The sequence below is a fragment of the Arthrobacter sp. MW3 TE3886 genome (genome assembly GCF_041262145.1).
In the GTDB taxonomy this organism is placed as follows: Bacteria; Actinomycetota; Actinomycetes; order Actinomycetales; family Micrococcaceae; genus Arthrobacter.
On the sequence record NZ_JBGCAN010000001.1, the window covers coordinates 3,723,021 to 3,748,330 of the forward strand.

General features: G+C 68.4%; 25 protein-coding genes and 1 tRNA gene. 9 read left to right on the plus strand and 17 right to left on the minus strand.

The features are described from left to right. Positions 1–29: 29 nt before the first annotated feature. On the minus strand, positions 30–968 hold the full coding sequence (locus ABH915_RS16865; protein ID WP_370125033.1) for an N-acetylglucosamine kinase: 939 nt from the start codon (positions 966–968) through the stop codon (positions 30–32). Between the two features lie 51 nt (positions 969–1,019). Between ABH915_RS16865 and ABH915_RS16870 the strand changes: the two genes are divergently transcribed. Beyond that, positions 1,020–2,084: a nitronate monooxygenase gene (locus tag ABH915_RS16870; RefSeq protein WP_370123429.1), complete on the plus strand. Its 1,065-nt coding sequence runs from the start codon at positions 1,020–1,022 to the stop codon at positions 2,082–2,084. 109 nt (positions 2,085–2,193) lie between these two features. Here ABH915_RS16870 and ABH915_RS16875 read toward each other — a convergent pair whose 3' ends face one another. After that, positions 2,194–3,216, minus strand: a complete 1,023-nt coding sequence (locus tag ABH915_RS16875) for a LysR family transcriptional regulator (protein WP_370123432.1) — start codon at positions 3,214–3,216, stop codon at positions 2,194–2,196. 92 nt (positions 3,217–3,308) lie between these two features. Here ABH915_RS16875 and ABH915_RS16880 point away from each other — a divergent pair, with 92 nt between their 5' ends. Continuing rightward, a complete protein-coding gene (locus ABH915_RS16880; RefSeq protein ID WP_370123434.1) occupies positions 3,309–4,643 on the plus strand; it encodes an MFS transporter in 1,335 nt (444 codons plus the stop codon). Positions 4,644–4,659: 16 nt separating this feature from the next. Here the strand turns inward: ABH915_RS16880 and ABH915_RS16885 are convergent, their stop codons facing one another. Beyond that, positions 4,660–5,823: a PLP-dependent aspartate aminotransferase family protein gene (locus tag ABH915_RS16885; protein ID WP_370123437.1), complete on the minus strand. Its 1,164-nt coding sequence runs from the start codon at positions 5,821–5,823 to the stop codon at positions 4,660–4,662. 133 nt (positions 5,824–5,956) lie between these two features. Here ABH915_RS16885 and ABH915_RS16890 point away from each other — a divergent pair, with 133 nt between their 5' ends. Further along, positions 5,957–6,454, plus strand: a complete 498-nt coding sequence (locus ABH915_RS16890; protein ID WP_018773770.1) for an Lrp/AsnC family transcriptional regulator — start codon at positions 5,957–5,959, stop codon at positions 6,452–6,454. 68 nt (positions 6,455–6,522) lie between these two features. Here the strand turns inward: ABH915_RS16890 and ABH915_RS16895 are convergent, their stop codons facing one another. After that, entirely contained in the window at positions 6,523–7,761 is a 1,239-nt protein-coding gene (locus ABH915_RS16895; protein WP_370123441.1) for an MFS transporter, read from the minus strand. A 177-nt stretch (positions 7,762–7,938) separates the two neighbouring features. Here ABH915_RS16895 and ABH915_RS16900 point away from each other — a divergent pair, with 177 nt between their 5' ends. After that, positions 7,939–8,478 (plus strand): Lrp/AsnC family transcriptional regulator, encoded by a 540-nt coding sequence (locus ABH915_RS16900; RefSeq protein ID WP_018773768.1) that lies wholly within the window; start codon positions 7,939–7,941, stop codon positions 8,476–8,478. 7 nt (positions 8,479–8,485) lie between these two features. Next, positions 8,486–9,481, plus strand: coding sequence for a magnesium/cobalt transporter CorA (corA, locus tag ABH915_RS16905; RefSeq protein WP_018773767.1), 996 nt, complete (start codon positions 8,486–8,488; stop codon positions 9,479–9,481). Here the strand turns inward: corA and ABH915_RS16910 are convergent. The 5 genes from ABH915_RS16910 to ABH915_RS16930 form a co-directional block, all read right to left on the minus strand. Then, the gene (locus ABH915_RS16910) at positions 9,478–9,801 is read right to left on the minus strand and encodes a hypothetical protein (RefSeq protein ID WP_370123445.1); all 324 of its coding nucleotides are present in this window, start codon (positions 9,799–9,801) and stop codon (positions 9,478–9,480) included. The two genes, corA and ABH915_RS16910, sit on opposite strands and share 4 nt — an antisense overlap. 156 nt (positions 9,802–9,957) lie before the next feature. Further along, positions 9,958–10,770, minus strand: a complete 813-nt coding sequence (locus ABH915_RS16915) for a hypothetical protein (RefSeq protein WP_370123447.1) — start codon at positions 10,768–10,770, stop codon at positions 9,958–9,960. Between the two features lie 168 nt (positions 10,771–10,938). Next, the gene (locus ABH915_RS16920) at positions 10,939–12,531 is read right to left on the minus strand and encodes an ABC-F family ATP-binding cassette domain-containing protein (protein WP_370123450.1); all 1,593 of its coding nucleotides are present in this window, start codon (positions 12,529–12,531) and stop codon (positions 10,939–10,941) included. After that, entirely contained in the window at positions 12,528–12,998 is a 471-nt protein-coding gene (locus ABH915_RS16925; RefSeq protein ID WP_018773763.1) for a GatB/YqeY domain-containing protein, read from the minus strand. Before ABH915_RS16925 ends, ABH915_RS16920 begins: the two co-directional genes overlap by 4 nt. A 25-nt stretch (positions 12,999–13,023) precedes the next feature. After that, positions 13,024–13,392: a hypothetical protein gene (locus tag ABH915_RS16930; RefSeq protein ID WP_370123453.1), complete on the minus strand. Its 369-nt coding sequence runs from the start codon at positions 13,390–13,392 to the stop codon at positions 13,024–13,026. 477 nt (positions 13,393–13,869) lie between these two features. Between ABH915_RS16930 and ABH915_RS16935 the strand changes: the two genes are divergently transcribed. Continuing rightward, a complete protein-coding gene (locus ABH915_RS16935) occupies positions 13,870–14,556 on the plus strand; it encodes a glycosyl hydrolase (protein WP_370123456.1) in 687 nt (228 codons plus the stop codon). A gap of 32 nt (positions 14,557–14,588) precedes the next feature. Here the strand turns inward: ABH915_RS16935 and ABH915_RS16940 are convergent, their stop codons facing one another. The 8 genes from ABH915_RS16940 to galU form a co-directional block, all read right to left on the minus strand. Beyond that, entirely contained in the window at positions 14,589–16,262 is a 1,674-nt protein-coding gene (locus tag ABH915_RS16940) for a phosphodiester glycosidase family protein (RefSeq protein ID WP_370123459.1), read from the minus strand. 722 nt (positions 16,263–16,984) lie between these two features. After that, complete coding sequence (locus ABH915_RS16945; protein ID WP_370123462.1) at positions 16,985–17,614, minus strand: N-acetyltransferase family protein; 630 nt, start codon at positions 17,612–17,614, stop codon at positions 16,985–16,987. 77 nt (positions 17,615–17,691) lie between these two features. Further along, a complete protein-coding gene (locus ABH915_RS16950; RefSeq protein ID WP_370123465.1) occupies positions 17,692–19,527 on the minus strand; it encodes a hypothetical protein in 1,836 nt (611 codons plus the stop codon). 255 nt (positions 19,528–19,782) lie between these two features. Next, positions 19,783–19,855, minus strand: a tRNA-Ala gene (locus ABH915_RS16955). 120 nt (positions 19,856–19,975) lie between these two features. Next, the gene (locus ABH915_RS16960; protein ID WP_370123468.1) at positions 19,976–20,266 is read right to left on the minus strand and encodes a hypothetical protein; all 291 of its coding nucleotides are present in this window, start codon (positions 20,264–20,266) and stop codon (positions 19,976–19,978) included. 123 nt (positions 20,267–20,389) lie between these two features. Next, entirely contained in the window at positions 20,390–21,388 is a 999-nt protein-coding gene (locus tag ABH915_RS16965; protein WP_370123471.1) for a hypothetical protein, read from the minus strand. A 143-nt stretch (positions 21,389–21,531) separates the two neighbouring features. Beyond that, positions 21,532–22,152 carry a GNAT family N-acetyltransferase gene (locus ABH915_RS16970; RefSeq protein WP_026537630.1) on the minus strand — a complete coding sequence of 207 codons (621 nt, stop codon included), beginning with the start codon at positions 22,150–22,152 and terminating at the stop codon, positions 21,532–21,534. Positions 22,153–22,157: 5 nt separating this feature from the next. Next, positions 22,158–23,075 carry a UTP--glucose-1-phosphate uridylyltransferase GalU gene (galU, locus tag ABH915_RS16975; RefSeq protein WP_370123474.1) on the minus strand — a complete coding sequence of 306 codons (918 nt, stop codon included), beginning with the start codon at positions 23,073–23,075 and terminating at the stop codon, positions 22,158–22,160. A gap of 105 nt (positions 23,076–23,180) precedes the next feature. Between galU and ABH915_RS16980 the strand changes: the two genes are divergently transcribed. The 3 genes from ABH915_RS16980 (at position 23,181) to ABH915_RS16990 (ending at position 25,287) form a co-directional block, all read left to right on the plus strand. Then, positions 23,181–23,828, plus strand: coding sequence for a 5-formyltetrahydrofolate cyclo-ligase (locus ABH915_RS16980; protein WP_370123477.1), 648 nt, complete (start codon positions 23,181–23,183; stop codon positions 23,826–23,828). A 154-nt stretch (positions 23,829–23,982) separates the two neighbouring features. Next, positions 23,983–24,234, plus strand: a complete 252-nt coding sequence (locus tag ABH915_RS16985; protein ID WP_018773751.1) for an FmdB family zinc ribbon protein — start codon at positions 23,983–23,985, stop codon at positions 24,232–24,234. A 153-nt stretch (positions 24,235–24,387) separates the two neighbouring features. Beyond that, positions 24,388–25,287 carry an RcpC/CpaB family pilus assembly protein gene (locus ABH915_RS16990; protein WP_370123480.1) on the plus strand — a complete coding sequence of 300 codons (900 nt, stop codon included), beginning with the start codon at positions 24,388–24,390 and terminating at the stop codon, positions 25,285–25,287. The last annotated feature ends 23 nt before the right edge of the window (positions 25,288–25,310 follow it).

Genomic DNA, 25,310 nt, shown 5'->3' on the forward strand with positions numbered 1-25,310 from the left:
CAGCGTAGTGGCCGGCGGATTGCCGCCGGCTAGTCCTGTTCCGCCACCAGCTGCAGCACGCCGAAGACCGGCTCCTGCGCCAGGACCCGGACATCGGTGATCCCCGCGGCGGCCAGGGCCCCGCGGAACGAGTCCTGCAGCCGCGGCACGTTCATGCCGAGTCCGCCGCCCAGGATGACGGGGCCCTCGATGCCGAGCTGCCGGACGGTTTGCGCGGCGAGGTCGGCGAGGTCGCGCCCGGCCTGGTCCATGAGGGCGAGGCTCGGCGCATGGCCGGCATCTGCGGCCTCCACCACGAGCCGGGCCTGCTGGGCCCAGAACCGGCGCCCGGTCTCGGGCGAGTGGAACATGGCGATCAGCTTGTTCGGGTCATCCACCCCGCAGGATGCCAGCAGGGCCGTGGAGAGCTCGTCCGGTTCCAGCCCCTGGTTCATCCGGCGCAGGCTGTGGCGGACGGCTTCCCTGCCCAGCCAGTAGCCGCTGCCCTCGTCGCCGAGCAGGTAGCCCCAACCCCCGGCCCGGGCTTCCTCGCCGCGGCCGTTCTTGCCCCACGCGGCCGAGCCGGTGCCGGCGATGACGGCGACGCCGGTGCTGGCACCTCCGGCGGCGAGCAGCAGACGGGAGTCGTGGACCACCGTGATCCGGGCGCCGGGCACGTGCGGGGCAATCAGTGCCGCGAGCGCCGCGGCGTCGTCGTCGGTGTCGATGCCGCCGGCTCCTGCGTAGACCTGGGCGACGTCTCCCCCGCCGATCCTGGCGAAGAGTTCCGCCAGGTTGACCGCGGCTTCCTCGGGGCTGACGTTCTGGACATTGGAGCTGCCCACCGATTCATCGGCCACGGGCGCGCCGTCTTCGAACCGGACGCCCCGGGTTTTGGTGCCGCCAATGTCCAGGCCGATCACGGCACCCGCCCCCGCCGTGGCAGATGGCGTGGTGGAAGATGGAACGGAGCCGGCCGCCGGCGGCATGTCAGTGTTAGTCACTGGAACAGGTTACTGAATCGCTGCAAGGAGCCCGCAATGCCCCACGATTTTTTCGGCACACCCGTCATCGCGGCGCCCATGGCCGGAGGCACGTCCACACCGGCATTTGTCGAGGCCGTGCACCGCGCCGGCGGTCTGGGCTTCCTGGCGGCCGGCTACAAGAGCGTGGCGGCCATGCAGGCGGAAATCCGCACCGCCCGGGAGTCCGGCGTCCGGTTCGGCATGAATGTGTTCGTCCCGGATCCGGCCCAGCTGCCGCCGTCCGCGGCGGTGCTGGCGGAGCTCGAGGACTACCGGCTGCAGCTGCGCACCGACGCCCGGCGTTACGGCGCGGAGCTCCCGCAGTTGCGGCTCGATGACGACGACGAATGGCAGGGAAAGATTGATGCCCTGCTGTCGGATCCCGTGGAGCTGGTCAGTTTCGCCTTTGGCCTGCCCGGCCCCGATGTCGTCCGGGCCCTGCAGCGGGCGGGGTCGGCGGTGCTTGCCACTGTCACTACCGCGGCCGAGGCCGTGCAGGCAGCCGGGCAGGGCGTGGACGCCCTGGTGGTGCAGCACACGAGCGCTGGCGGACACAGCGCGGCGTTCCTTCCGGCCCCGGAGGCGCAAGTGGCGCCGCCGGGCGGGTCACAGCTGGCACTGCCGGGCGGCACGACGGCGGAGCTGCTCGCCGAGGTGCGGTCCGCCGTCGGCCTCCCGCTGGTGGCTGCGGGCGGCATCATGGATGCGGCCGGGCTGGATGCCGTGCTGCGCGCCGGGGCCGTTGCCGCCCAGCTCGGCACCGCGTTCCTCCGCACGGACCAAAGCGGCGCGAAGCAGCTACACAAGGATGCCCTGGCGGATCCGCATTTCACCCGGACCCGGCTGACACGCGCCTTCACCGGCCGGCAGGCGCGGGCCCTGGAGAACGAATTCGTCCGCGACCACCCCGGGGCGCCGGAGGCCTACCCTGCCGTCCACCACCTCACGGCACCCCTCCGGGCCGCGGCCGCCGCTGCCGGCGACGCGGAACGCCTGAACCTGTGGGCGGGCACGGGCTGGCAGAAGGCACAGGCCGGACCCGTGGCCGGCGTCGTGCACGGGCTGCTCGCCGGCCGCTGACCCCGCCCGTACCCCGAAGTCGCCGGAAACGTGCCAAACCGCCGTCACCTTACGGCGACCTCGGGGCCAACCGGCGACCTCAGCGCACCGGTGCACCCGCCGGCCCGGCTCAGCCTGCCGAGCGTTCGCGCACGAAGCCTGCCAGGAGCGCCGGACCGTCGCGGAGCACGAGTTCGCGGAACAACCGCACGGGATCGGGCTCGGCATCGGCCTTGGCATTCCGCGAAACCGGCTCCCGCCACGCGAGGCCGATCTCGCGGAACGCCAGGTCGGAATCCAGGGGAATCTCCACCCAGCCGGGACCGCCGTCGTTGGCTTCCATGCCGAGCGACGGGTGGTGGCTGTCCTGTGCGGCCCTGCCGGGTGCGGAGCCGCCGGGCGGCAGGATGCTGACCCCGAGGCCGGCCGAGACGAGTCCGCGGACCGTGTGCGAGTCCTGGCTCTCGAAGGCGATGCGCGGGCGGAACCCCGCCTCCCGGAACAACGCGTCGGTCAGCGAGCGCATGCCGTAGCCGGGCCCCATCGCCACGAACGGTTCCTGCCGGATCTCGGCAACCCGGGCACGACGGCGGCCGGCCAGGGCATGCCGGTGGTGGACCACCAGGCGCAACGGTTCCCGGTACAGCGCGGCCGAACCGATCCTCTTGCTGGGTGCGGCAACGGGTGCCGTGAGCGCCACGTCGGCGGAGCCCGCGGCCAGTTCCGCGAGGCAGCCGTCCCGTGCGCCCTGGCTGAGGTCAAAGGCAGTCTGCGGGTGCCGGCTCCGGAACGCACTGATGAGCAGCGGCAGCATTGCCTCGCCGAAGGTGTGCTGGAACGACACGGCGATCCGGCCGCGGACCACTTCCGATTCGTGCCTGACACTGTCCAGCCCCGTCTGGAATTCGGCCAGGGCGGCCTCGATGTGGGGCATGAGCGCCCTCGCCGCGGGCGTCAACCGCACACCCCGGCCGTCCCGGATCAGCAGCTCGGTTCCCACAATGGCGCTGGCACGGGCAATGGCACGGCTCACGGTGGACTGCGGCAGGCCCAGGAGCTCGGCCGTCTCGGTAATGTGCTCCGTCCGCCCCAGTTCCGCCAGCAGCGGCAGCAGGGGCAGCAGCTGGACGAGCTGCCTGTGTTCGACGTCCATGTTCCACTCCCCTGCACTGATCCATACTTGCTATCTATCCTATGAAAATCATGCATTGGAAGCATCCCTCGTACAGGCTTTAGCCTGAAAGCATGCCACGCTTTTCCGCACCCTCCGGCACTGGCCCACGCCCCACAACCCGGCCCGCAGCCCGGCCCGCAGCTGATCCTGCAGCTGACGCTGCCGTGTGGGCGGGCCATCCGAAGGGCTCCACGGCCTACCGCCGGATCCTCGCCGGGCTTGCCTTTGCCGGCGTCGCAACCTTCGCCCAGCTCTACTCCACCCAGGCGGTGCTCCCGCTCCTGGCGGCGGATCTTCGCGTCTCGGCCGCCGAGGCCGCGCTGACGATTTCCCTGGCGACGGTGGGGCTGGCCTTGACGGTGCTCCCGTGGTCCTTCCTGGCCGACCGGATCGGCCGGGTTCGGGCGATGATGTGGGGCATCTCCGCGGCCACCGTCCTGGGCCTGCTGGTCCCTCTGGCCCCCAGCTTCCCCGTGCTGCTGTGCCTGCGGATGCTGGAGGGGATGGCCCTCGGCGGCATCCCGGCGATCGCGATCGCGTACCTCAACGAGGAGGTCAACAAGGCCCATGCCGCCCTTGCCGCCGGGAGTTATGTCGCCGGGACCACCCTGGGCGGCCTGGCCGGCCGGCTGGTGGCCGGGCCTGCGGGCGAACTGTGGGGCTGGCGGGCCGCGGCCCTGGCCGTCTCCGTTCTGGCCACCGGAGCGGCAGTCCTGTTCCTCGTTCTCGTGCCGCGGGCCCAGGGCTTCAGCGCCGCGGCCGCGGGCGGCTTCCGCGGGGCCCTGCGCACGCTGGCCGGCCATGGCCGCAATCCCCGGCTGCTGGCCCTGTACGTGCAGGCGTTCCTGCTCATGGGCGGTTTCGTGGCCGTCTACAACTACCTCGGATTCCGGCTCTCGGGGGCACCGTTCAGCCTGCCCGCCACCGCGATCAGCCTGATCTTCCTGGCCTACCTCTCCGGAACCGTCTCGGCGCGCTGGGCAGCGGGGCTGACGTCGCGGTTCGGCCGGCGCACCGTACTGATCGCCGGCACCGCACTGATGGCAGGCGGCCTGGCCCTGACGCTCACGGAACAGCTGGCCGCGATCCTGGTGGGATTGCTGCTGTTCACCGGCGGATTCTTCGCGGCACACAGCATCGGCTCCGGCTGGACCGGGCTGATCGCCACGACGGGCCGGGCTCAGGCCGCCTCGCTGTACAACCTTGCCTACTACCTCGGCTCCAGCGTGCTTGGCTGGGCCGGCGGCCTGGTCTTCCAGCGGCTCGGCTGGACGGCCCTTGCCCTGACGGTCATCGGACTGGCCGGCGCGACGGCGGCAATCACCGCCGTCGCGCATCCCGGCCCAGCGCCCGCGCCCGCGCCGGCAACAACAGCCGCCGGCGGCCGGGTCACGGCAGCGGGCTAGGCATCGGGCCCGCGGGCTACCGCGTTGCCTCGATCGCCTGAACGAGGTCGGCGACGATATCGGCCGGTTCCTCCAGCCCCACCGAGATCCGCAGCAGGTTTGCGTGCGGCTTGGCCGTGGCTTCGACCGGCCGGTGGGTCAGGCCGGCCGGGTGCTGGATGAGGGTGTCGATGCCGCCGAGGGAGACGGCGTGGGTGATCATGCCGACGGCGGCTGGGATCCGCTCGGCGTGCTCGGCGCTGGCGAGCTCGAAGGCCATGAGCGATCCCGGCCCGGACATCTGCGTGCCCACGAGGCCCTGCGGGTCGCATTCGGCCAGTCCCGGATAGTAGACCCGCCTCACGAGCCCGTGCCCTGCCAGGGCCACCGCGACTTTTTCGGCGCTGGCCTGCTGGGCGCGGACCCGGACCGGGAGCGTTGCCAGGCCGCGGTGCAGCAGGTAGGCCGGCCACGGGGTCAGGATGCCGCCGGTCACGGCCCGGATCTGGCGCAGCCGCACCGCCCATTCAGGGCCGGCGGCCACCACGCCGCCCATGGCGTCCCCGTGGCCGCCGAGGAACTTCGTGGCACTGTGCAGCACCATGGCCGCGCCGTGCGTGAAGGGTTGCTGCAGTACCGGGCTGGCGAAGGTGTTGTCCACCAGGAGCGGCACGCCGTCGGCGGCGGCCGCCACGCGGGTGATGTCCACGAGCTCGAGGGTCGGGTTGGCCGGCGTCTCCAGGATCACCAGGCCGGTGTCCGGGCGCAGGGCGGCGCCGACGCCCTCCGGCGTCGTGAAGGTGACCTCGTTGCCCAGGACGCCGGAGGCCAAAAGGTAATCGCTGCCTCCGTAGAGCGGCCGGACGGCGACGACGTGCTTCTTGCCCGCGGCCACAACCGCCAGGAGCACGGCGCTCAGCGCCGCCATGCCGGTGGCAAAGGCGACAGACTCGGGCGTGCCTTCCAGGACGGCGACGCCCTCTTCGAAGCGTGCCACCGTGGGGTTCCACAGCCGCTGATAAACCGTGCTTTGCCCCTCCACATGTGAGCCTCCGGTGGCCATGTGCTCGTAGGCAAGGCCTCCGTCGTGCACGGACGGCAGGGGCGCCGTCGTGGACAGATCGATAGGCACCGCGTGGACGCCCAGTTCCGTTAGCCCGCTCCGGCCTGCGTGGACCGCCAATGAATCTTGAGAAAGCACCCTAGCTCCTTACGAATATTCACCATTGAATTCCGCAAGTATCTGGCAATAATTCGCGCTTTTGTAGGGGTTCTGAATGGAACTGTCGGATAACGCCGTTTATGATGAACGGAGAACACTACTAGGAGGATCCGTGAGCAGCACTGCGAAGAATGTTCGGCCGGGAGCCAGCGAGCCGCTGGACGCGATCGACGAGCGCCTGCTCGCTGCCCTCGTCGCGGACGCCCGCATCTCGAACAAACAGCTGGCAGAGCTCGTGGGGATCGCGCCGTCGACCGCGCTGATGCGCACCCGCGCCCTGTCCGAGCGCGGCATCATCGAAGGCTTCGAGGCCAACCTGAGCCTGTCCGCGATCGGGCGTTCGGTCCAGGCCCTCATTGCGGTCCGGCTCCGCGCCCATGACCGCGAGCAGATCGACCGCTTCACTGCCCGGGTGCCCAAACTGCCGGCAGTGCTCTCGACCTTCCACACATCCGGGTCAGTGGACTATCTGCTGCACATCGCCGTCGCCACGACTGAGGACCTTCGGGACTGGGTTCTGGACAACCTGGCCACCGACCCCGTGGTGGGCCACACCGAAACCACGCTGGTCTTCGACCACATCCAGGGCAACCACGGCCCGCTGCCCTAGCGGGCCCGGCCGGTGCAGTTAGACCCGGTGCAGTTCGACCCGGCGCCGCACCAGACCCGCCGGCGCCCTTAGACCCGGCGCAGGGCGCTCCGCAGCGTAACGGTCGCCAGCGTCAGCGCGGCGGCGGCGCACACCGTGACGAAGCCGGCGACGGCGCTCTGCAGCCCGACGATCCCCGCCGCGAGCCCCAACCCGATCACCGGGAAGGCGCTGCCAAGGTACGTGATGACATAGACGGTGCTGATGATCTGGGCGTGCCGGGCGGCTTCCACCCTGCCGGCAACGTCATTGAACACGGTCCGGAAGGCCACGCCCTGCCCCACGCCGGCTGTGATGCTGGCCAGAATCAGCAGCCACGGGCTGCTCCAGGCGGCGGCCGCGGCGATCAGCAGGACGGAGACGCCCAGGACGGCCAGTCCGGCGGACACGGCAAACCGTCCCCGGATGGCCAGCAGCTGGCTCAGGGCTGAGGACCCCAGCGTCAGGCCCGCCAGCAGGCCGATCAGCGGCCGCGAATCGGCGTGGACAATCTGGGCGAAATAGCCGGGGGCGAGCGAGAGGCAGAAGCCAAAGACGGTGAAGCTCAGGAAGCCCACGGAGGAGGCCAGCCAGAAGGCGCCGCGCGCGTCGCTGGAGACCGAGGGCCGCCGCGGGGCCAGGACCCGCAGGGTCTGGGGACCGGCGTTCAGACTGATGGCGGGCCGCGCCTTGAGCAGGTAGAGGGGCACCAGCACGGCGGCGAGGACGATGGAGTGCAGGTAGTACGGCGTCGACGTCGGGCCCGGCAGGAGGGACAGCATTCCGCCGATTGCGGGGCCGGCCGCCACGCCGCCGGCCGAGGCCAGGAGCGTGAACCGCGAGGCCCACTCCGGCCGGCTCGGCAGCAGCTCGCGCAGGGCAGCCGAGCTGGCCCCGGTGGCGAGCGCCACGGCGACGCCCTGCAAGGCGCGCCCGGCGGAGAGCGCCACGAGGCTGCCCGCGGTGGCGAAGACAAAGCCGCCGGCCAGGCCCACCAGGACTGCCAGCACGAGGGCGGCACGGCGGCCGATGTGGTCGGACCAGTGGCCGGCCAGGACGAGGGTGGCCACCAGCGCCAGGACGTAGGCCGAGAACGCCACCGTGACATCGAGCGCCGTAATTCCGAGTTTTGCCTGCAGCAGCGGGTACAGCGGCGTCGCTAGATTGGCGCCGACGAGCAGCGTGAAGATCACGACCCCGGCCATCACGAGTCGTGCGGTCGTGGAGGCGTCCCAGCCCCAGCGGTCAGCTGTGGCCGGGCGCATGCGGAGTTCGCTGAAAACAGTCATGGCCGTGCCCTTGCAAAGTGCAGGGCCGGGCTTTCCCTGTTGTGGGGGAACCGCCCGGCCCGGTTGAAAGATTGGTATGTACAGAATGCAATACCAGTGATCTGCATGGCCAAAATCTGTGTCAAAATTGAGCAAAACAGTCATTCTCGGGCTGTTGAAGTGAACCGGAGTGATGATTTGAACAGTCTGGACCCCACCGACCTGAAGATCCTGCTGGAGCTGATCCGGGATCCGCGGATCCAGATCGGCGAGCTCAGTGACGCCTTGGGCATCGCCCGGAACACCGCCCAGTCGCGCGTGCGGCGCATGCTGCGCTCGGGCGTCCTGCACGACGGCGGCCGTGAAATCGATCTGGAGGCGGTAGGGTACGACGTCGTCGCGTTCGTGACGATCGAGGTCAACCACCGGGAGCTCGACGGCGTCGTAGGGGCCCTGCGGCTGATCGCCCAGGTCCTGGAAGTCCACGAGATCTCGGGGCGCGGCGACGTCTGGTGCCGGGTGGTGGCGACGGATACGCACAATCTCCAGGCGGCCCTCCGGTCGATCCTTCGGGTCAAGGGAGTCATCCGCACCGAGACCGTCCTGGCGCTGCACACCCATATCCCCTACCGAACGGAGCCGCTGATCAGCCGGCTCGCGCAAGGCAGTGCGCTGACGCCCGGCCGGTCCGCGTCGCGTCGGCCCGGCTCCGCCGAATTCCAGGTGAACAAAGGATAATGTCCCGGTGACTATCATCGACAACGCCGTCTACGTTGACGGCATCCGCAGCGCCGAGCCGCGGAACCTCGAGCAGACTTTCGAGACCCTGACCGAGCACGGGGGTATGGCCTGGATCGGCCTGTACCGGCCGACTTCTGAGGAAATGGCGGCCGTGGCGGCCGAATTCAACCTGCACGGGCTGGCGGTGGAGGACGCGATCTCTGCCCATCAGCGCCCCAAACTCGAACGCTACGACGACAACCTGTTCACTGTGCTCCGGCCCGCCCGGTACCTGGACGAGACCGAGACCGTGGAATTCGGCGAACTCCACGTCTTCACGGGGCGCAACTTCGTGGTCACCGTCAGGCACGCCGAGACGAAAGTCGTGGGCAAGGTCCGGCGCCGGATGGAGGGCCGGCCCGATCTGCTGCGCCATGGGCCCGAGGCCGTCCTGTACGCACTCATGGACCAGGTGGTGGATGACTACGGTCCCGTGGTGGCCGGGCTGGAAAACGACATCGACGAGATCGAGGACCAGCTCTTCAGCGGCGACCCCCTGGTGTCCCGGCGGATCTACGAACTCGCCCGGGAAGTCATCCATTTCCAGCGCGCCATCCACCCGCTCCCGGCCATGATGCAACAGCTCCGGCGGGGCTTCGAGAAGTACCGGGTGGACACGGAACTGCAGCACAGCCTGCGCGACGTCGAGGACCACGTGGAGCGGCTGATTTCCCGCGCCGATTCGTTCCGTGACCTGTTGCAGAATGCGCTCACCCTGGACGGAACCCTGACCGCCAACCGCCAGAACGAGGCCAGCGCGGAACAAAACGAGCAGGTCAAGAAGATCTCGTCGTGGGCCGCGATCTTCTTCGCGCCGACATTTGTGGCCGGACTGTATGGCATGAACTTCGACCATATGCCGGAGCTGCACTGGACCCTTGGCTACCCGATGGCAATCGCGCTCATGGCCGGCACAGCGGCGCTGATGTACGCCATCTTCAAGAAGAAGGGCTGGCTCTAGCCAGCGGCGCGGCGGTTCCGGACCTGGACCATGAGCCGTCGGAACGCCAGGACGAAGACGACCTCGATCAGCACCATCAGCCCGAGCAGCAGCCACTTCCCGCTGCTGATGAAAACGATGGCCCCCGTAAGGACCAGAATGCTCCCCAGCGCCAGGGAGTAGACGGCAAATCCGAGGGCTACCCGGGCACTGCGGACGCCCGTGCGGAAGCCGAAGCCCTGCGGTTCCCCACCGGGGTACCCGGCAACCCGGTCCGGACCGGCGGGCTGGAGTTTATCGAACTCCTCCCAGGGGTCGCGGTCCTGCTGCTGACTGGTCATGTTCTTATTATCCCGCTGACCGGATCATCGCGCCGCTGAGACCGATCCGATGTGAGTCTTTCGCGGTGGAAGATTTTTTGTGCCGTCACATTTCGTGCTGTCACGACGACGGGGCCCGGACCAGTGGTCCGGGCCCCGTCATTGCAGACCTGCTGGCTACTTGTCGTGGCCATGCCCGCGAGAGTCGCCGTGCTCGTTGGACTTGCCGTGACCGTCGGACTCCCCGGTGTGTTCGCTTCCGCGCCCGGCCGGCGCGGCACGGTGTTCAGCGGCATTGGCCTGGCCGGCGGCGCGGTGTTCAGCGGCGTTCTGGTGTGCCCAAACGCTATTGCCGTTCGATACGTGGGACCCGTCGGCTTCCGGCGCGTCGGCGGAGTCCTGCGAATCATCTTCTGCAGGTGCCGGGGACTCCGGAACAACGGGTGCCGGTGCTGCGGGGGCTTCCGGGGCCGGAGCGGGGGCAGCAGGCTCCTGCGCGTCCGTGCCCTCTTCGGCGCCCTGATCGTCCGCGTCCTGGTCTTCCGCGCCCTGATCATCGGTGCCCGCGGCTGTGCCCTGATCATCCGCACCTTGATCATCGGCACCTTGATCATCGGCACCCTGATCGTCCGACTCCTGGTCATCCGACTCAACCGGTTCGCCGGGTTCGGACGGTTCGCCGGGTTCGGACGATTCGCCGGGTTCGGACGATTCGTGATCAGCGACTTCCTGGTCGTCCACTCCCGGCGTCTCCGACTCGGCCGGATCGGCCGAGTCAGCCGGATCGGCCGAGTCAGCCGGATCGGCCGAGTCGGCCGGTTCAGAGGTTGCTGTGTCCGTCGCCGTCGTGGTCGACGTCGGGTCAGCCGGGAGATTGGCGGTCGCGGTGGCGGCCGCCGCGCCGGCGCCGCCAGTGATGACGACGGAGGCGACTACTACTGCCTTGCCGGTAGTGCCCAGCGCACTGAGCCAGCCGATGATTCCTGCCACGGGAGATTCCTTTCAAAGCGGTTAGGAGACCGCTGCCGTCCCCCCGGTCGGCAGCCAGCGCCACATTACCGCCCGCACCCGAACAATGGTTGGCCCTTCAGCCGTTTAGGCCACATCCTGAGCCAATGCTGATCAAACCCTGAGCCTCGGGGCGATCGTCACGCGGCTCTAGGCGGCGCGCACGTCCACCTCGCCGGGTTCCGCTCCGTCGCTGCCGAAGACCAGGTGCCGGTTGGCGACTTTCTCGCTGAAGAAGCGGTCGTGGCTGACCACGACGACGGCCCCGGGGAAGTGGAGCAGTGCCCGCTCCATGACCTGGGTGCTGGACATGTCCAGGTGGTTGGTGGGCTCATCAAGCAGCAGCACCGAGGCCCCGGACAGCAGACACTGGGCCATGGCGACGCGGGCTTTCTGTCCGCCGGAAAGGTTCCCGATCTTCTGTTTGAGGTCGGCCTCGGAGAACTGGAACATGGCGAGAAACCTGTTGACGGACTTCTTCGTGGCGCTGAAGGCCAGGCTGTCCGGCAGCGCGTTGACCGCGTGCGAGACGGTGTCGGCGTCGTCGAGCTCTTCCAGCATTTTGTTGTAGGAAACAAAACCCGGCCCCTTCGCCCAGACCACTTCACCGGAATCCGTCGGTTCCTCCCCGGTCAGCACTTTCAGGAGCGTGGACTTGCCGCTGCCGTTGGAGCCCAGGACCACAATCCTGTTGCCGCGGCGGATCTCGAAGCTCAGGTCCTCGAACAAGACCTTGTCGCCGTAGGACTTGCCCAGCCCTTCGACCCGGCAGAGGACATCCTTCACGTGCAGCCCGCCGTAGATCTCGGTGACGATCTGGTCCACCGGACGGGGTGTCCGCGCTTTCTTGATCTTGGCCAGCTGGTTCCCCAACCCGCGGCTGGCGGCTTTGGCGGCCTCGCGGCGGTCGGCGATGCCCTCCGCCTCAAAGGCCAGGAGCTCGGACTCATGGACGAACTGCGCCTCGAGCGTTTTTAGCCGGAATTGCTTCTGGACCACGTACTCGGCGAAGTTTCCCGGGTATTCGTGCAGGTGGAAGTTTTCCACTTCGATGGTCCGGGTGACCACCGCATCGAGGAACTTCCTGTCGTGCGAGACGATGATCGCGGCGCCGCGGTAGTCGCGGAACCAGTTTTCGAGCCATTCGACGCCGGCCACGTCGAGGTAGTTGGTGGGTTCATCGAGCAGCAGGACGTCTGGACCCTCCAGCAGGATCTTGGCCAGGGCGGCGCGGTTGCGCCACCCGCCGGAGAGTTCGTCAATCGCGCACGTACGGTGGGCGTCGCTGAACCCCAGCGTGGTCAGGACTGTGTCGATGCGCCGCTTGTAATCCCACCCGTCGAGGCGGTCCATGTCCTCGAAGAGCTCGGCCTGGCGCCGGATCAGCCGGTCCAGCTCGGCGCCGGCGGGGTCCGCGGCAATAGCGGTGTCGATGGCCGCCAGCTCTGCCTCGGCAGCTTTGATCTCGACGAACAGTCCGTCAAGGACCTCAAGGATGGTTGCCTCGCCGTCGAGCTCGGAAAACTGGGAGAAGTAACCCACCCCGATTCCCTGCTCCACAGTGACCGTTCCCGCGGCCGGGGAGACCTGGTCCAGGATGAGCTTGAGGATGGACGTCTTGCCGGAGCCGTTTTTGCCGATCAGGCCCACCCGGTCCCCGGGCTCCAGACGGAAGAACGCCTCGCGGAGGATCTGTGTGTTGTCGAAGCGGACGCTGACGTCGTGCAGCCGGATCAGGCTCACTGCTGCGCGAGACGGTTGCGGACGATTTCGCTGACGGCCTTGCCGTCAAAACGTCCGGCCACCGTGGCGGTGACGGGCTTCATCACTGCCCCCAGCTGACGCATGGACAGCTCGACGCCGTCGGCCTTGAGCGCCGCGATGGCCTCGTCCACGATCGTCTCGACTTCCGCCGCGGTCAGGGGCTTGGGCAGGTAGGCCTCGATCACCTCGGCCTCGGCGATCTCGGCGGCGGCACGCTCGGCTTCGCCGGCCTCGGTGTAGATGCGGGCCGTGTCGCGGCGCTTGGCGGCTTCCTTTTGCAGGAGTGCGGTCACCTGTGCGTCGTCCAGCACGATCGGCGTCTTGCCCGACTTCTCCCGGGTTTCGATCTCGCCCAGGACGTTGCGCACGGTGGTCAGGGCAACCTTGTTGCGGTCCTTCATGTGGCTCACGACGTCGGCGTGCAGGCGTTCTTTTAGGGTGGTCATAGTTCTCCTCGTGTTGTTAACAAGGCTAGCGGCAGAACCCGTTGGCCCCGATCGCCGAGATGATCCGCTGAGCGTCATCGTCCGAGAGGGCGGGGACGTCCCCGCTGAACTCCGCCTTTGCGGCGGCGATGAGCTGGTCCGCCGTCGATTGCCCCACCAGGCGGCCGCACAGGCGGCGGGCCTTGTCGACCGCCTGGTCGTCTGGCAGGCGGGGGTTGATCTTGGCGAGCGAGGCCAGGAGCGCTTCCCGCTGGGCCTGGTCAGGCTTGGGCAGCGACGCCGGCAGGCCCGCCGTAGGGGTCCCGGCGGACGGCTCGGGACTCGGGGAGGCGGAGCAGGCCGCGGTCAGCAGAACAGAGAGCAGGGTCAGGGCGATCGCGGTGGTGTTCTTCATCGGTGGTGGCCTTGTCTGCACTGGATGTCTATCTGGGATGCCTGCGCTGGATTCGGCTGCCATGCCGCTGTTAGTGGGTTGGGTTTTGCCGCGCGGATTGCTGCGCCGGCGCGGCCACGGCGCCGATCACGCAGGTTCACACCATCTCATGAAAACTCTTTTTGCCCCGCACCCGGGGTCGCCGGTAATGCGACACGTTGCGGCTGTTCCAAATGGCGAGAGACTGGCGTAGCGTGACCTTCGTCACATCCGGTTGAGGATTGGTATCGGCACGTTTCGCTTCGGAAGAAGGAATCCATGGATCGCCGGACTTTTCTCACTGCAATGGCGGCTGCCCTGGCCGCGGCCGGGGCCAGTTCCGCGGCCACACCCCCTGGGCCGGTTCCGGCCCCCTCCACACCATCCCTTGCCCGTACGGCCACCTCTGCCTCCCGGGCTCTCAAAGGCGCAGCCCACGGCGGAGATGATGCGCTGGCATTGAGGCAAATCCGGAGTCTGAACGCCAACTGGTACTACTCCTGGGGATCCGCGTATACCGTCACGACCAACCCGGCGTTTGTCCCGATGGTGTGGAGCGCGAATGCTTTGCTCAGAAAGGACGCCCTTGGCGACGTGGCCAGGCAACTTCCCCAGACGAGGACCAAACACCTCCTCGCTTTCAACGAGCCGGACCACCCAGGCCAGGCCAGCATGTCCGTCGATGAGGCCATCCGGTTGTGGCCCCACCTTCAGTCCACCGGCCTGCGTCTGGGATCTCCGGCCACGGTCGGTGTCAGGAGCCCGTGGCTGGACCACTTCATGGCCAGGGCGCGGCAGGCGAACCTCCGCATCGACTTCATGACGATGCATCACTACGGCTCGCCGAACCCAGAGAGTTTTCTCGCAGGAGTCTGGTACCTGCATCACCGGTATGGAAGACCGGTCTGGGTTACCGAATTTGGGGTTGCGGACTGGCAGGCAACCCCGTCACGCCCCTCCCGGTACACCACCCGCGAGACCGCCTACTTCATGCAGGTTGCGGTCGCCGGCATGCGAGTGATGCCCTTCGTCGAGCGGTTTGCGTGGAAAGCCAGGGAACCCAGTGACCCCGCCATGGGCCCGTCAGCCCTCTATCAAACGAACGGCCGGCTGACCGCACTCGGCCGGCTGTACGCCTCACTGTGACTTCCCGTCAAGAGTCGGAGGGAGATCCGCCGCTACTTGTCCGTGCTGTTCGGCCCATCCTTTCGGGTGGGAAGCACGAGGAGTGCGTCACCGACGGGACGTTCCGCGCCGCCCGAGGGGATATTCAGAACAGCTCCTCCGGCAACTGCTGTTGTGGAACCGCCACCGTCCAGGTTAATCGCCTGGATCATGCCAAAGGACGTGGCGACGTCGGCCTCTTCCTTCAGGCTTAGGCCCAGTGAGGCCGTCGAGCGTCCATCGGCCGTCACCAGCATGGTTCTCCCTTGGGCATCGGTGCCGGCGAAAGTCCGCGGGTTTCGCTTGTGGACCCAGCCGTAGTAGAAGCTGTTCCCGTCATTGGGGTGGACCATGCCGTCACGCTTGGCGGTGACCTCTGCCTTACCGTTCTTGACCAGCAGCGGGCCGCCGTTGACGACGGTGGTGTCCCTGTCCGTGGAGAAGGACCTTTCGTCCTGGTCGAGCAGACCGGTGTTGATTTTCAGCTTGGCGCCCACCGTGGCGATTGTCCGCAGCCGTGCGACGTTGGTCCCGGTTGCCTGGACGGTGCGTCCGCCGGCAGGAACGGCCGTGCCGCGTGTCCCGGCAATTGCGGTGACGGTGTCGTGGCTGTCCACCGCCACCTCAAGGCCCGGACCGGCCGGAGTGGACGGCCCGAATTCAGGCGTGAAGGCCACGAGTTCGCTGGCGTTCGTGCAGGTGACATCGTGGAGTGCGAGCGGGGTGGGCAGGCCGTTGGCTCCGCCGCAGTTGCGGATCAGGCCCGGCACCCGGTCAATGCCGTCCAGAGCCGCCGAGCCGGAAGCGGAGGAGACGGAACCGGCCCAGGTCAGCCGCTGAATGCTGGTGCTGTTCTTCTTGCCGTCGATGACCAGGGCCGGGCGGTCCGCGACTGGTTCGCTGAGGGTCTTACCGCCGTAGACGCCGACCCCGGCGGGGTCACCTTCGGCGCCGGCTGCCGGGTCGAAGACGAAGTAGCCCGCGTTGACGGCGGCGATGGCGCTGGCGTCAGCAGCGAGCTGGCTGGTGGTCTCCGGTTTTTCCAGGTCCGGGCCGAAGGAGCCGGCGAGCCGGCCCGTGAAGGTCTTGGGATCGATGGTGATGACCTCCAGGTTCCAGGGCCCGCGAGTTTTTGTGCTGGCGCCGGCGTCGCCGTCCCAACCCGTATAGATCATGGAGGAGGCAAACCCGGCCGCCTTGATCTGCGCGAGAACCGGGTTGCCATCGGCCTTGGCGGCGAGGTGACCGGCACGGACCCGATACCCCAGATCCCCGCCGGCGTCGGCCAGCTGCGGGGACTGGACATGTTCGACGCGGGCATCGACCCCTGCCGCATTGAGTTTGTCGGCGATGTGCTGCGCGGTGGCCTGGCTGGAGAGCGCCGAGGCTGGTGCGTCAGGATCCGGTGAATCCGAGGGTATGGCCACTTCGGCTGTCCAGAACAATGACGGGTCTGCTCCGCCACGGCTGATCTTTGTCCGGGTAACGCCCGGGGCGAGGGCGGTCACCGTCCGGTTTTCGGGCAGGTCGGCGGGGCCAAGGTCGAGGTGGGCGCCCTGGGCCGCTCCGGTGTCACCTTTCTGGCTGCCGTCCGCATGAGTCGGACCGACGGGGCTGAGGAGCGCTGAACAGACGGCGAGAACAAGGCCGCCGGTCAGGGCGCCGCGGTGCTGCAGGGAGGCTTTCATCCGTCCACCGTAGACAAGCCGCCAGGCCGATTCCGCCTGTTTCACGCGGCGTTGGGCACCTGTTGGCCGAACCTTTGCAGTACGTTTACCGATGCCGCCGTGGCCCGCCGGGAGCACCGAACCACCCCGCGCCCGCCACACCGCGACCGCCTTGCCGCCTTGCCGCCTTGCCGCCTGCCACTGTCCGGCCCGCGGCTTAGGCTGGTCGCATGCCACCAACGCCTGCCCCGTCTCCGGTCCCGGTTGAAGTCCTCCTCCCGCCAGGTCCGGCCGAGTGGTGGCAGATCGTTGCCGCACTTGCCCCGGTTGCGGTACTCGTTGCTGCAGCCGTGGGAGCGTTCATGGCCTGGCGGACGCTGCGCCAGAAGGCCGTCGCCGACGACCGGGCGGAGTGGTGGAAACGGACCCAGTGGGCGCTGGACCGTGCCCTGGATGAGGACCGGGACAGCAAGGCCCTGGGGCTGGCAGCGCTGGACGTGCTCGCCCGCAGCGAGTTGGCCCGCAACGAGGAGCTCGAGCTCCTGGACATCGCGTGGGAGTCCGTGAACGGGGCCGAGGAGAGTACCGGCAGCGGGCAGCACGTCTCTGCGAAGCCTTCCGGCTCTGCGGCCGTCTCGCAGCACCGGGTTCAGGTCACCGCCGCCAGACTGCGCGTCAGACTCGACGAGCGGCTCGGCCGCACAACGCCTCCCGGCACCGCGGCCCTGGCCAAGGAAGCGCGCCTAGCCGCGGTTGGCCCTGTCCATGAGTGGGAGCACCATGATGACGGCCGCGCAGACGCACCTGGCGCCGCACAGGGGGCAGAGGTAGCCGACCGCCCTCTGGTCGTCCGCCCAGAAGGCGGGGATCGTGGCCACCTGCGCAAGGCCGGCCCGTTCCAGCATCCCCAGGGAAGAATGCTGTGGATCGGCCGAGACCCAGGACGCCGACACGACGTCGTGGCAGCCGCGGGCCGTCAGAAAGTCCAGGCAGGCCGCGAGCACGGTCGAGCCGACGCCCATCCCCCTGGCTACGGGCGCGACGACAATGGACTTCAGCTCCCCGACCCGGCGGCCGACCAGGCCGGCGTCGACCCCAGGAAGGCGCAGGCGGTCCTGCAGTACGGCGTGGGACGCCTGGTCCAGGACGCGGGCGGTCCCCGCGCCGAGGAGCTCACCGCCCCTGCCGCGGGCGCGGATGAGGACTCCCCCGCCCTCGGCTGTCAGTTCCGCCAGAGCTGATGGCTGGATAAAGCCGGAGCCGAGGGACTCGTTGAGGAGGGCGGCTGTTTCGCTGGCCACGGCGGATCCTGGTGCCCCGACGTGCAGGGTTACGTTCGACGCCGGCCGGGTCCCGATCGCTGTGGCTGCCATGTTGCTCCTCTTCCCGGACGGGCTAGTCTGGCCTCCCGGACCACGCCGGCATGCGGCGGGCCCGGGAAAGCCGTTGGTCAGCCGACGAGGTACGCTCCGCTGGTCCGCGACACGGTGGTGTAGCCGAACCGTGAGCCGGTGACGCGGACGCTGAGCTTGGTGCCCTTGTCGGCGGTCCGGACCTTGTAGGTGGATGCATAGGCGTCAGAGATCGGGACGCCGTTGCGCAGCCAGCGGTACGTGAAGGCAGTGCCCCAGGACCAGGTGCCCCGCTGCACGGTCACGACGTTTCCAACCTTGACGGTGCCCGCAATCGTCGGAGTGGTCGAAATCAGGGGCAGACCCGCCACCCTCCCCGACGCGCTGATCGTCTGGTACAGGCCGCCCGTCGCGATCGGGGACACACTGACCGAGATCTTCTTGCCGGCATCATCCCTCGTCAGGACGTAACTCCAGGCGTAGGCCCCGTCGATCGGGACGCCGTCACGCCGCCAAATTACGTCCGATTCGACCCGGTCGTACCAGGGATCGCGAGTCAGGGTCAGCTTCGACCCGACGCCCAGGGTCCCGGTAATGGCCCGCGTCGACACTCGCGCGGTCACGGGCTTGGGCGCAGTGACTTTCACCCGGGCGGTGGTGTAGCCGGGGGCAGAGGCGGTCACCAGGACGCTCGGGGTCTTGCCAACCTGGGACTCATTCGGAGTATAGGTCGAGCCGGTGGCAGCTACCGTCCCGTCCGGAGCGAACCAGCTGTAGGTGAACTTCAGCTTGTCGGAGGGTAGGGACCAGCTTCCGGTCGACACCTTCATCGGAGAGCCGGTCACGGCGTCTCCGGTCACCACCGGTTTGGTGACGTTGGTCAGCTGCTTCAGCCCCGCAGCCGCCCGCACGGCGACCGCGTTGGAGTAGATTTTGGTGTCGTACCAGGAAGGATTGGTCATGAGCACCAGGGTGCGGCCCTGGTCCGCGGCCGTGATCTTGTAGGTCAGCGCGGTAGCCCCGGGAATCGTGCCGCCGTCCCGAAGCCACTGGTAGGTGTGCGGGGTAGAACCGGCCCAGGGAACGTCATCAGCCGCCGTGAGGACCTCCCCGAGGCCCGTGCTGCCGGTGACTACGGCGCCGGGCTGGGGGTCGAAGTCAGAAACCTTTCGCTGTTTAGAGGTCGCGGCGGCCGGCTTGAACCCGGGCGCGTGGCCGGTGATCCTGACGCTCAGCAGGCCCGTTGATCCCCAGCCCTTCGGGTCGAACATTTCCGCGGTGGCACCCAGGATGGGCTTGCCGTCGCGAAGCCACTGGTACTGGCGGTGAATGACCGGAGCGCCCGTAAAAGTCCCCCCAGCGAACACGAGGCGGCTGGGCCTATCCGGGTGGGTGTCCAATTGAGCGATGCCAACGTCCCCCGCAACGACGGACGGGACAGCGCCGCCGGCGCTCGTGACGGGGGCGGTTTTGGCGGACTGCAGGGTCGTCTTTGCATAGCTCGGCGCTGCCGCCGTGGTCTTGACCCGGAGGCCCTTGCCGAGGTCCGCCGTGGTGAGCAGGTAGGTGGGGCCGGTGGCGCCCGGGATAGGCACGTCGTTGCGCAGCCACTGGTGCGTGAGCTTGGCGTCCGCGGGATCCCAGGCGCCGTCAACAACGGTCAGGGTGCTGCCGACCTGGAGGGGCCCGCCGATGCCGGGCCGCGGGCCGGCGACGGCGCCGCCGTTGACCAGCATCGGGTACGGATGCCCGTCCGGCGCCGTGCAGAACCTGACTGAGTCGACCACCGGGCCGCAGGAATCGATGTTCGGTGGAATGGCCCACTGATCCGGATCGGCCTGCGCCGGAACGGCGAGGCCCGCAAGCGAGAGCGCGGTGAGCGAAAGCGCAGTGAGTGCCCCGGCGATGCCTAAGCGGATGGTCTTCTTGTTCAATTTTCCCCCAAGTCTTTGAGCCGGCTCCCGGCTCCCCCGTCGCCGAGCATAATGCGCAGACACCATTTCGACAATGATTGCGCAGGTCAGGGGCCCGGAATGATGGTATTGCTCTGCACCGGTCACGGGTCCGCGGGCAACGCGGCCCACCGTACTCAGTCGGGCTGACGGCCGCGGATCCTGAATGATCCGGCCCTACAGTCGGGCCACACACTCGGGCCACGCACTCAAAGGTTCAAAAACCCTTGAAATCTGTGGAGCTAAGGAGATTCGAACTCCTGACCTCTTCGATGCGAACGAAGCGCTCTACCAACTGAGCTATAGCCCCGAAGCAACGCCGGTCCTGACGGAACGGCGTTGCCGGTGTCCCTAGGCTACAAACTATCTGCGCTGTTTTCCAGCCAGCCCCGGAAAGTATCGGTGCCGTGTCGCGCGGCCGGCACCAGATCTAACCCCTCGCGCAGGTAGCGGCCCATCGCGCCGGGCAGCGGCAGGTGTACAAGTTGACCCTTTGCGCCCTGGCCATTCCAGCGTCCTGGGCGGCGGCCAGAAGCCGCGCGCCGCTGTCGGCGAAGTTCTTGCGTGCCTTCCCGGCGCGTCCCACGAAGCAGTCAATTACGACGTCGGCGCCTGCCAGGGCGGCCGCGATCCCCTCGCCCGTCGTGAAATCCGCGCGGAAGTATTCCGCGCCCCGGATGTTGCCGGCGGCGCCGGCCGCTGGCGGGTTACTGCTGAGCACGCCCACAGTGCCCGGCGTCGACGGCCCGGCGCTGCGAAGCCCGCCGTCGCCGCTGCGGGGACATGAAAACCCCGGGCAACCATTGCTGGTTGCCCGGGGTAATCTCGGGAAGGACGGGCCGGATCAGGCGCGGCGCCGCTGGAGGACATCATCCAGGTTGCTCAAGGCGCTCTGGGCCTTGCTGAGCTGCTTGGTCTCGGAATCCTCGGCGGTCTGCGGATCGGACGCTGCCGGCCGCGCTGCGGCCTGCTTGAGGGACGGCTTTCCTACGGCCTTCGGCGCCTCGGGAAGGTCGAGTGGCATCGGGGCTGCACGTTCGGCCTTCGGGGCTTCGACGTAGGTGGGCTTGGGAACCTCGACGGGCTCCCAGCTCGTGCCCTCCGCTACTGCACCCGTGCCGGCGGCCACAGCCGCCGAAGCATCACCCGAGGCGACGGCTTCGGCGAGGGCGGCCTGGCGGAGTTCCAGTGCGGTCAGCGGCTTCGGCGCGGGCTCGGGCGTGTTGCGGCCAGCTTCGGCGTCGAAGAGCGGGCTTTCCGGCCGGGCGCCGGGGCGGCCGGCGGGAATGGCGGGGTTCTGTTCCGGCACGGACGGCCGCGCAGGAGCGCGTTCCGGGCTGGCCATGGCTGCACGGAACGCAGCGTTCATCTTCCGCCGGCGATCGCGGACGGCAAGGCGGCGAAGCAGCGCCACTGAGGCGACGGCGCCCAGGAGGGCGGTCACCGGCAGCCAGCCTGAACCGATGCCGAAAAGTCGAAGGGCTCCGGACACCACTGCCGTGAGGAGAGCCAGGAGCCCGGCTACCGCCAGCACCAGGCGCCCCCAACGAATCCGGAACACCGGGGAGCCCGCCGCAGCAATCGGGCTCAGCTGAGGGGTCGCCGCTTTGCCCGCCCCAGGCCCACGTGTGCCGCCGGCCGGTTCTGCGCGCTGAGTGCTGATCATGGGTTTCTCCTGCTGCGACGCCATTTTCATAACCTTCCCCGCCTGTGGATCTGCTGGTTCCATGTCAATGACGTCCGCCAGGAATTCGCCTGCAGGCTGCAGCTGGTGGCGTCCGTTCCGGAGAACGTAAGGCGCCACCCACACGATCCAGAGCGCAACAGCAATGACAAGGATCACAGAGCTGCTAAGAGGGAAGTCCACACTCAAAACCGTATGAGGTATATGGGGTGCTGCCCCGCATTGTCAGGGGTGTGTCGCGCGCGCGGCGGCAGCTGACCGGCGTCGGAGCGTTGTGGCTGGTCAGGCGGCTGTCGCGGGCTTCAGGACTGGCGGGTTCTCAGCCACCGCGCGAGGAGGCCTTCCGGTACTTCTTCCGCCGTAAGCGCAAAGGTCCGGTGGTCCGCCCATTCACCGTTGATGTGCAGGAACCTGGGCCGGAATCCCTCGTCGCGAAACCCGAGTTTCTCCACCACGCGCAGGCTCGGCGCGTTCTCCGGCCTGATGTTGATCTCCATGCGGTGCAGGCCAAGGGTGCCGAAGCAATAGTCCGTCGCCATGGCCACCGCGGTGGGGGCGATCCCCCGGCCGGCCCGTTCCTTGTCAACCCAATAGCCAAGCGTCGCCATCATGGCCGATCCCCATACGATCGAGGACACCGTCAGCTGCCCCACGATCACCGGTGCCTGATGGCCGGGTGTCCATTCCGCGATCACGAAGGGCAGGGCCGTCGCCTGCGCGGCTTGGGCCTTGAGCGAACGCACCATCTGCCGGTAGTCCGGCAGACCGCCGCCGGGGACCGGGTTCGATGCCTCCCAGGGGGCCAGCCACTCGCAGTTGCGGGACCTGAGTGCTGTCCACTCCTTGCGGTCCCGGTACCGGATCGGGCGCAACACGATGTCGCCGCTCTCCAGGGTCACCGGCCAGGTGAAGCTGCCCCCCACGGGAGTTATTTGGCGAGGCTGGGGGCCAGGCTGGACGCGAAGCCGGGCAGCCATTCGCGCAGGCCCGGGCCGAGGTCCTCACTGTCGCAGGCGAGCTGGACGCAGGCCTTGAGGTAGCTGAGCTTGTCGCCAGTGTCGTAGCGGCGGCCGCGGAAGATGACGCCATACACGCCGTAGCCCTCGCCGGTGCCGGCCGAGAGTTCCTGCAGGGCGTCCGTGAGCTGGATTTCCCCGCCGCGGCCGGGCGCAGTGCGCTCCAGCACTTCAAAGACGGCCGGGTGCAGCACATAGCGGCCAATAACGGCCAGGTTGGACGGGGCGTCAGCGGCGTCGGGCTTCTCCACGAGCTGGTTGATGCGGACGAAGTCCTCACCGCCGATTGCCTCGACGTCGGCGCAGCCGTAGGCACTGATCTGGGACGGGTCCACCTCGATCAGAGCGACCACCGACCCGCCGGTCTTGGCCTGGACTTCGATCATGGTGCTGAGGAGCTCATCGCGGGCGTCAATGAGGTCATCGCCCAGTAGGACGGCGAACGGCTCCTGCCCGACGTGCTGCTTGGCCCGGAGGACGGCGTGGCCAAGGCCCATGGGATCGCCCTGGCGGACGTAGTGGATGTCACCGAGGTTGCTGGCGGCCTGGATGGACTCGAGCTTCGCCGTGTCGCCCTTAGCCTTCAGTGTGGACTCCAGCGCGGGGACGCGGTCGAAGTGGTCCTCCAACGCCCTCTTGTTGCGGCCGGTGATCATCAGGATGTCGTTCAGGCCGACGTTCACGGCCTCCTCGACGACGTACTGGATGGCCGGTTTGTCAACGACAGGCAGCATTTCCTTGGGCATGGCCTTCGTGGCGGGGAGAAACCTGGTACCAAGGCCCGCGGCGGGGATTACGGCCTTGCGGACGGAAGCGTTGGGTGTATTCACACGACTAATCTAACGGAGGGACGAATCATTGCGTAATCATTGTGCGAACCGCCCGCCGGGCCTGCCTCTTGCAGCGCGGCTGCAAGAGGCAGAGGAAGGGCCAAGATGGCGTCAAAAGAGGAAATACGCTCCGGCCACAGGGCGGCGCGTTCCGCGCTCCCGCCGGCCGCGCAGGATGCCGCTGCGGCGGGCATCGCCAGCCATGGGCTCCAGTGGGCCTCCGGGCTGGCCAGCGGCCGCCAGGGCACCTTCGCGGCGTACCTCGGGGTGGGCGCCGAGCCGCCCACATTGCCGCTGCTGACGGCCCTGGTCGATGCCGGGCACCGGGTGCTGCTGCCGGTTTGCGAACCCGATATCAAGCTCAGCTGGGTGTACTGGACTCCCTTGTCCGGGTTTGTCCGCAGCCGTTACGCGCCCATCCAGGAGCCAGTCGGTGAACGCCACGGCACCGACGTCATGCGGGACGCCACCGCCATCTTCCTCCCGGCCACGGCGGTGGATTTCTCGGGCAACCGAATCGGACAAGGCGGCGGCTACTACGACAAGTTTCTTGCCGCCCTGGCCGCCATGACCTCCACGTCCGGCGGGGTGCCCGGCGGTGCGCCCGGCGTGGCGTCCGACGGTGTCGCGTTGCCGACTGCCGCCGTCGTGTATGACACGGAGGTGCTGCCCGCGGGCAGCATTCCGGCGGAGTCGTTCGACCGGAAAGTCGACACGGCGCTGACCCCGGGCGGGATCATCCGGCTCGGCTGATCCCGGCCCGACTGATCCGGGCTCGTGCCAAGGTGATAGAATTGGCACTCAGGCCCTGCGACTGCTAAGGACGGAACCGGTCGATAGACATATCGGCGGTGATCCGGACTCGACAGCACGGGACCTGCTCGTTTGCCCCTGAGGAGGATTTCCAGTGCCCACGTATGCATACGCCTGCAAGGACTGCAGCCACGCCTTCGAGATCGTGCAGTCGTTCAGCGACAACTCCTTGACGTCCTGCCCCGAGTGCCAGGGCACGCTGCGCAAGAAGTTCAACAGCGTCGGCGTAGTGTTCAAGGGCTCCGGCTTCTACCGGACCGATTCGCGCGACGCCAAGGGCAGCACGGTTTCTCCGGCTCCTGCTGCCCCCGCGGCCACCCCCGCACCCGCCGCCGCTGCCAGCTAAGGCATCTGCCTGGTTGGCGCCGGCTGCCGGCTGGGCCACGGCTGGCTGAGCCTGGGCACCGCCTGAACCGCTGGCCCCTGTCCGCTATGGCCGTTATCCACATAGCACGCTCCCCATCTCCCGCCGCCCTGGGCGGATCCGTAGCGTGGCGGCATGGCACTTTTCCCCAGCGCGGTTTCCCCGCCCTCGTTCCGGACGGCTGCCCCGGCGGCATCCGGGCCCTCTTCCACGCCTTCGTTCAGGCCGTTCCGCATCGCAATGCCCGAAGTGGCCTCCGGCCGCTGGTCCCGCACCGGGATCCGACCCGTCAGCCCTCCCCCAGCCACGTCTTCCGCCGCCGGCCGTCCGTTCCGGAGCCGAATCCGTCCCACACAACCCCGCAGGCATCCGCCCCGTGGCCACCCGTCGCGACGCCGCCTGCGCGGCTGGCTGAACCGGAACCGGCGCCTTATCGCGGCCCTCCTCTTCTGCATCCCCGCCGGTCTGACGGTTCAGCAGCTGGCTCCCCCGCCCGCTGACACGGTCGCAGCCTTCGCCGCAGCGGCCGATCTGCCGGCCGGAAGGACCCTGGAACCCGGCGATGTCAGCAGGATCAGCGTGCCGCCCGGCCTCGTTCCTGCCGGCAACCCGGGCAGCGAGACCGCGTTCGAGGGCAAACAGCTGGCCGCACCGCTGCGCCAGGGCCAGCTCCTCACCGACGCCCAGATCCTTGGGCCGGGTTTGCTCGCCGGAAGCCCGCCCGGCTCTGCGGCCGTGCCGCTGAGGATGGCGGATCCGGCCTCCATCCAGCTCGTCTCCCCCGGGCAGCTCGTCAACGTGGTGCTCACCGGCGGCAACGGCACGGAACAACCCGGCGAGAGCCAAGTCCTGGCCGAAGCCGTGCCGGTGCTCTGGACGTCGGCGCAGGGCGGCAAGGCCGGCCCCTGGCCCGCCGCTGCGGAGACTGACGGGCTGGTGGTGGTGGCAGCACCTGCCGACCAGGCACGCAGGCTGGCGGGCGCGTCTACCCAGGGCAAGCTGTTTTTCGTGCTCGTGGCGTCACCGCCGGGCTAGCGTTCCCGCAGTGCCAGGGTGCC

Bases quoted from the DNA above. Each gene is read 5' to 3' on its own strand.
- ABH915_RS16990 (WP_370123480.1), top strand. From the start codon at position 24,388: ATGGCACTTTTCCCCAGCGCGGTTTCCCCGCCCTCGTTCCGGACGGCT.
- ABH915_RS16880 (WP_370123434.1), top strand. From the start codon at position 3,309: ATGCCACGCTTTTCCGCACCCTCCGGCACTGGCCCACGCCCCACAACC.
- ABH915_RS16910 (WP_370123445.1), bottom strand. From the start codon at position 9,801: ATGACCAGTCAGCAGCAGGACCGCGACCCCTGGGAGGAGTTCGATAAA.
- ABH915_RS16870 (WP_370123429.1), top strand. From the start codon at position 1,020: ATGCCCCACGATTTTTTCGGCACACCCGTCATCGCGGCGCCCATGGCC.
- ABH915_RS16945 (WP_370123462.1), bottom strand. From the start codon at position 17,614: ATGGCAGCCACAGCGATCGGGACCCGGCCGGCGTCGAACGTAACCCTG.
- ABH915_RS16930 (WP_370123453.1), bottom strand. From the start codon at position 13,392: ATGAAGAACACCACCGCGATCGCCCTGACCCTGCTCTCTGTTCTGCTG.
- ABH915_RS16895 (WP_370123441.1), bottom strand. From the start codon at position 7,761: ATGACTGTTTTCAGCGAACTCCGCATGCGCCCGGCCACAGCTGACCGC.
- ABH915_RS16875 (WP_370123432.1), bottom strand. From the start codon at position 3,216: ATGGACGTCGAACACAGGCAGCTCGTCCAGCTGCTGCCCCTGCTGCCG.
- ABH915_RS16865 (WP_370125033.1), bottom strand. From the start codon at position 968: ATGCCGCCGGCGGCCGGCTCCGTTCCATCTTCCACCACGCCATCTGCC.
- ABH915_RS16980 (WP_370123477.1), top strand. From the start codon at position 23,181: ATGGCGTCAAAAGAGGAAATACGCTCCGGCCACAGGGCGGCGCGTTCC.
- ABH915_RS16940 (WP_370123459.1), bottom strand. From the start codon at position 16,262: ATGAAAGCCTCCCTGCAGCACCGCGGCGCCCTGACCGGCGGCCTTGTT.
- ABH915_RS16925 (WP_018773763.1), bottom strand. From the start codon at position 12,998: ATGACCACCCTAAAAGAACGCCTGCACGCCGACGTCGTGAGCCACATG.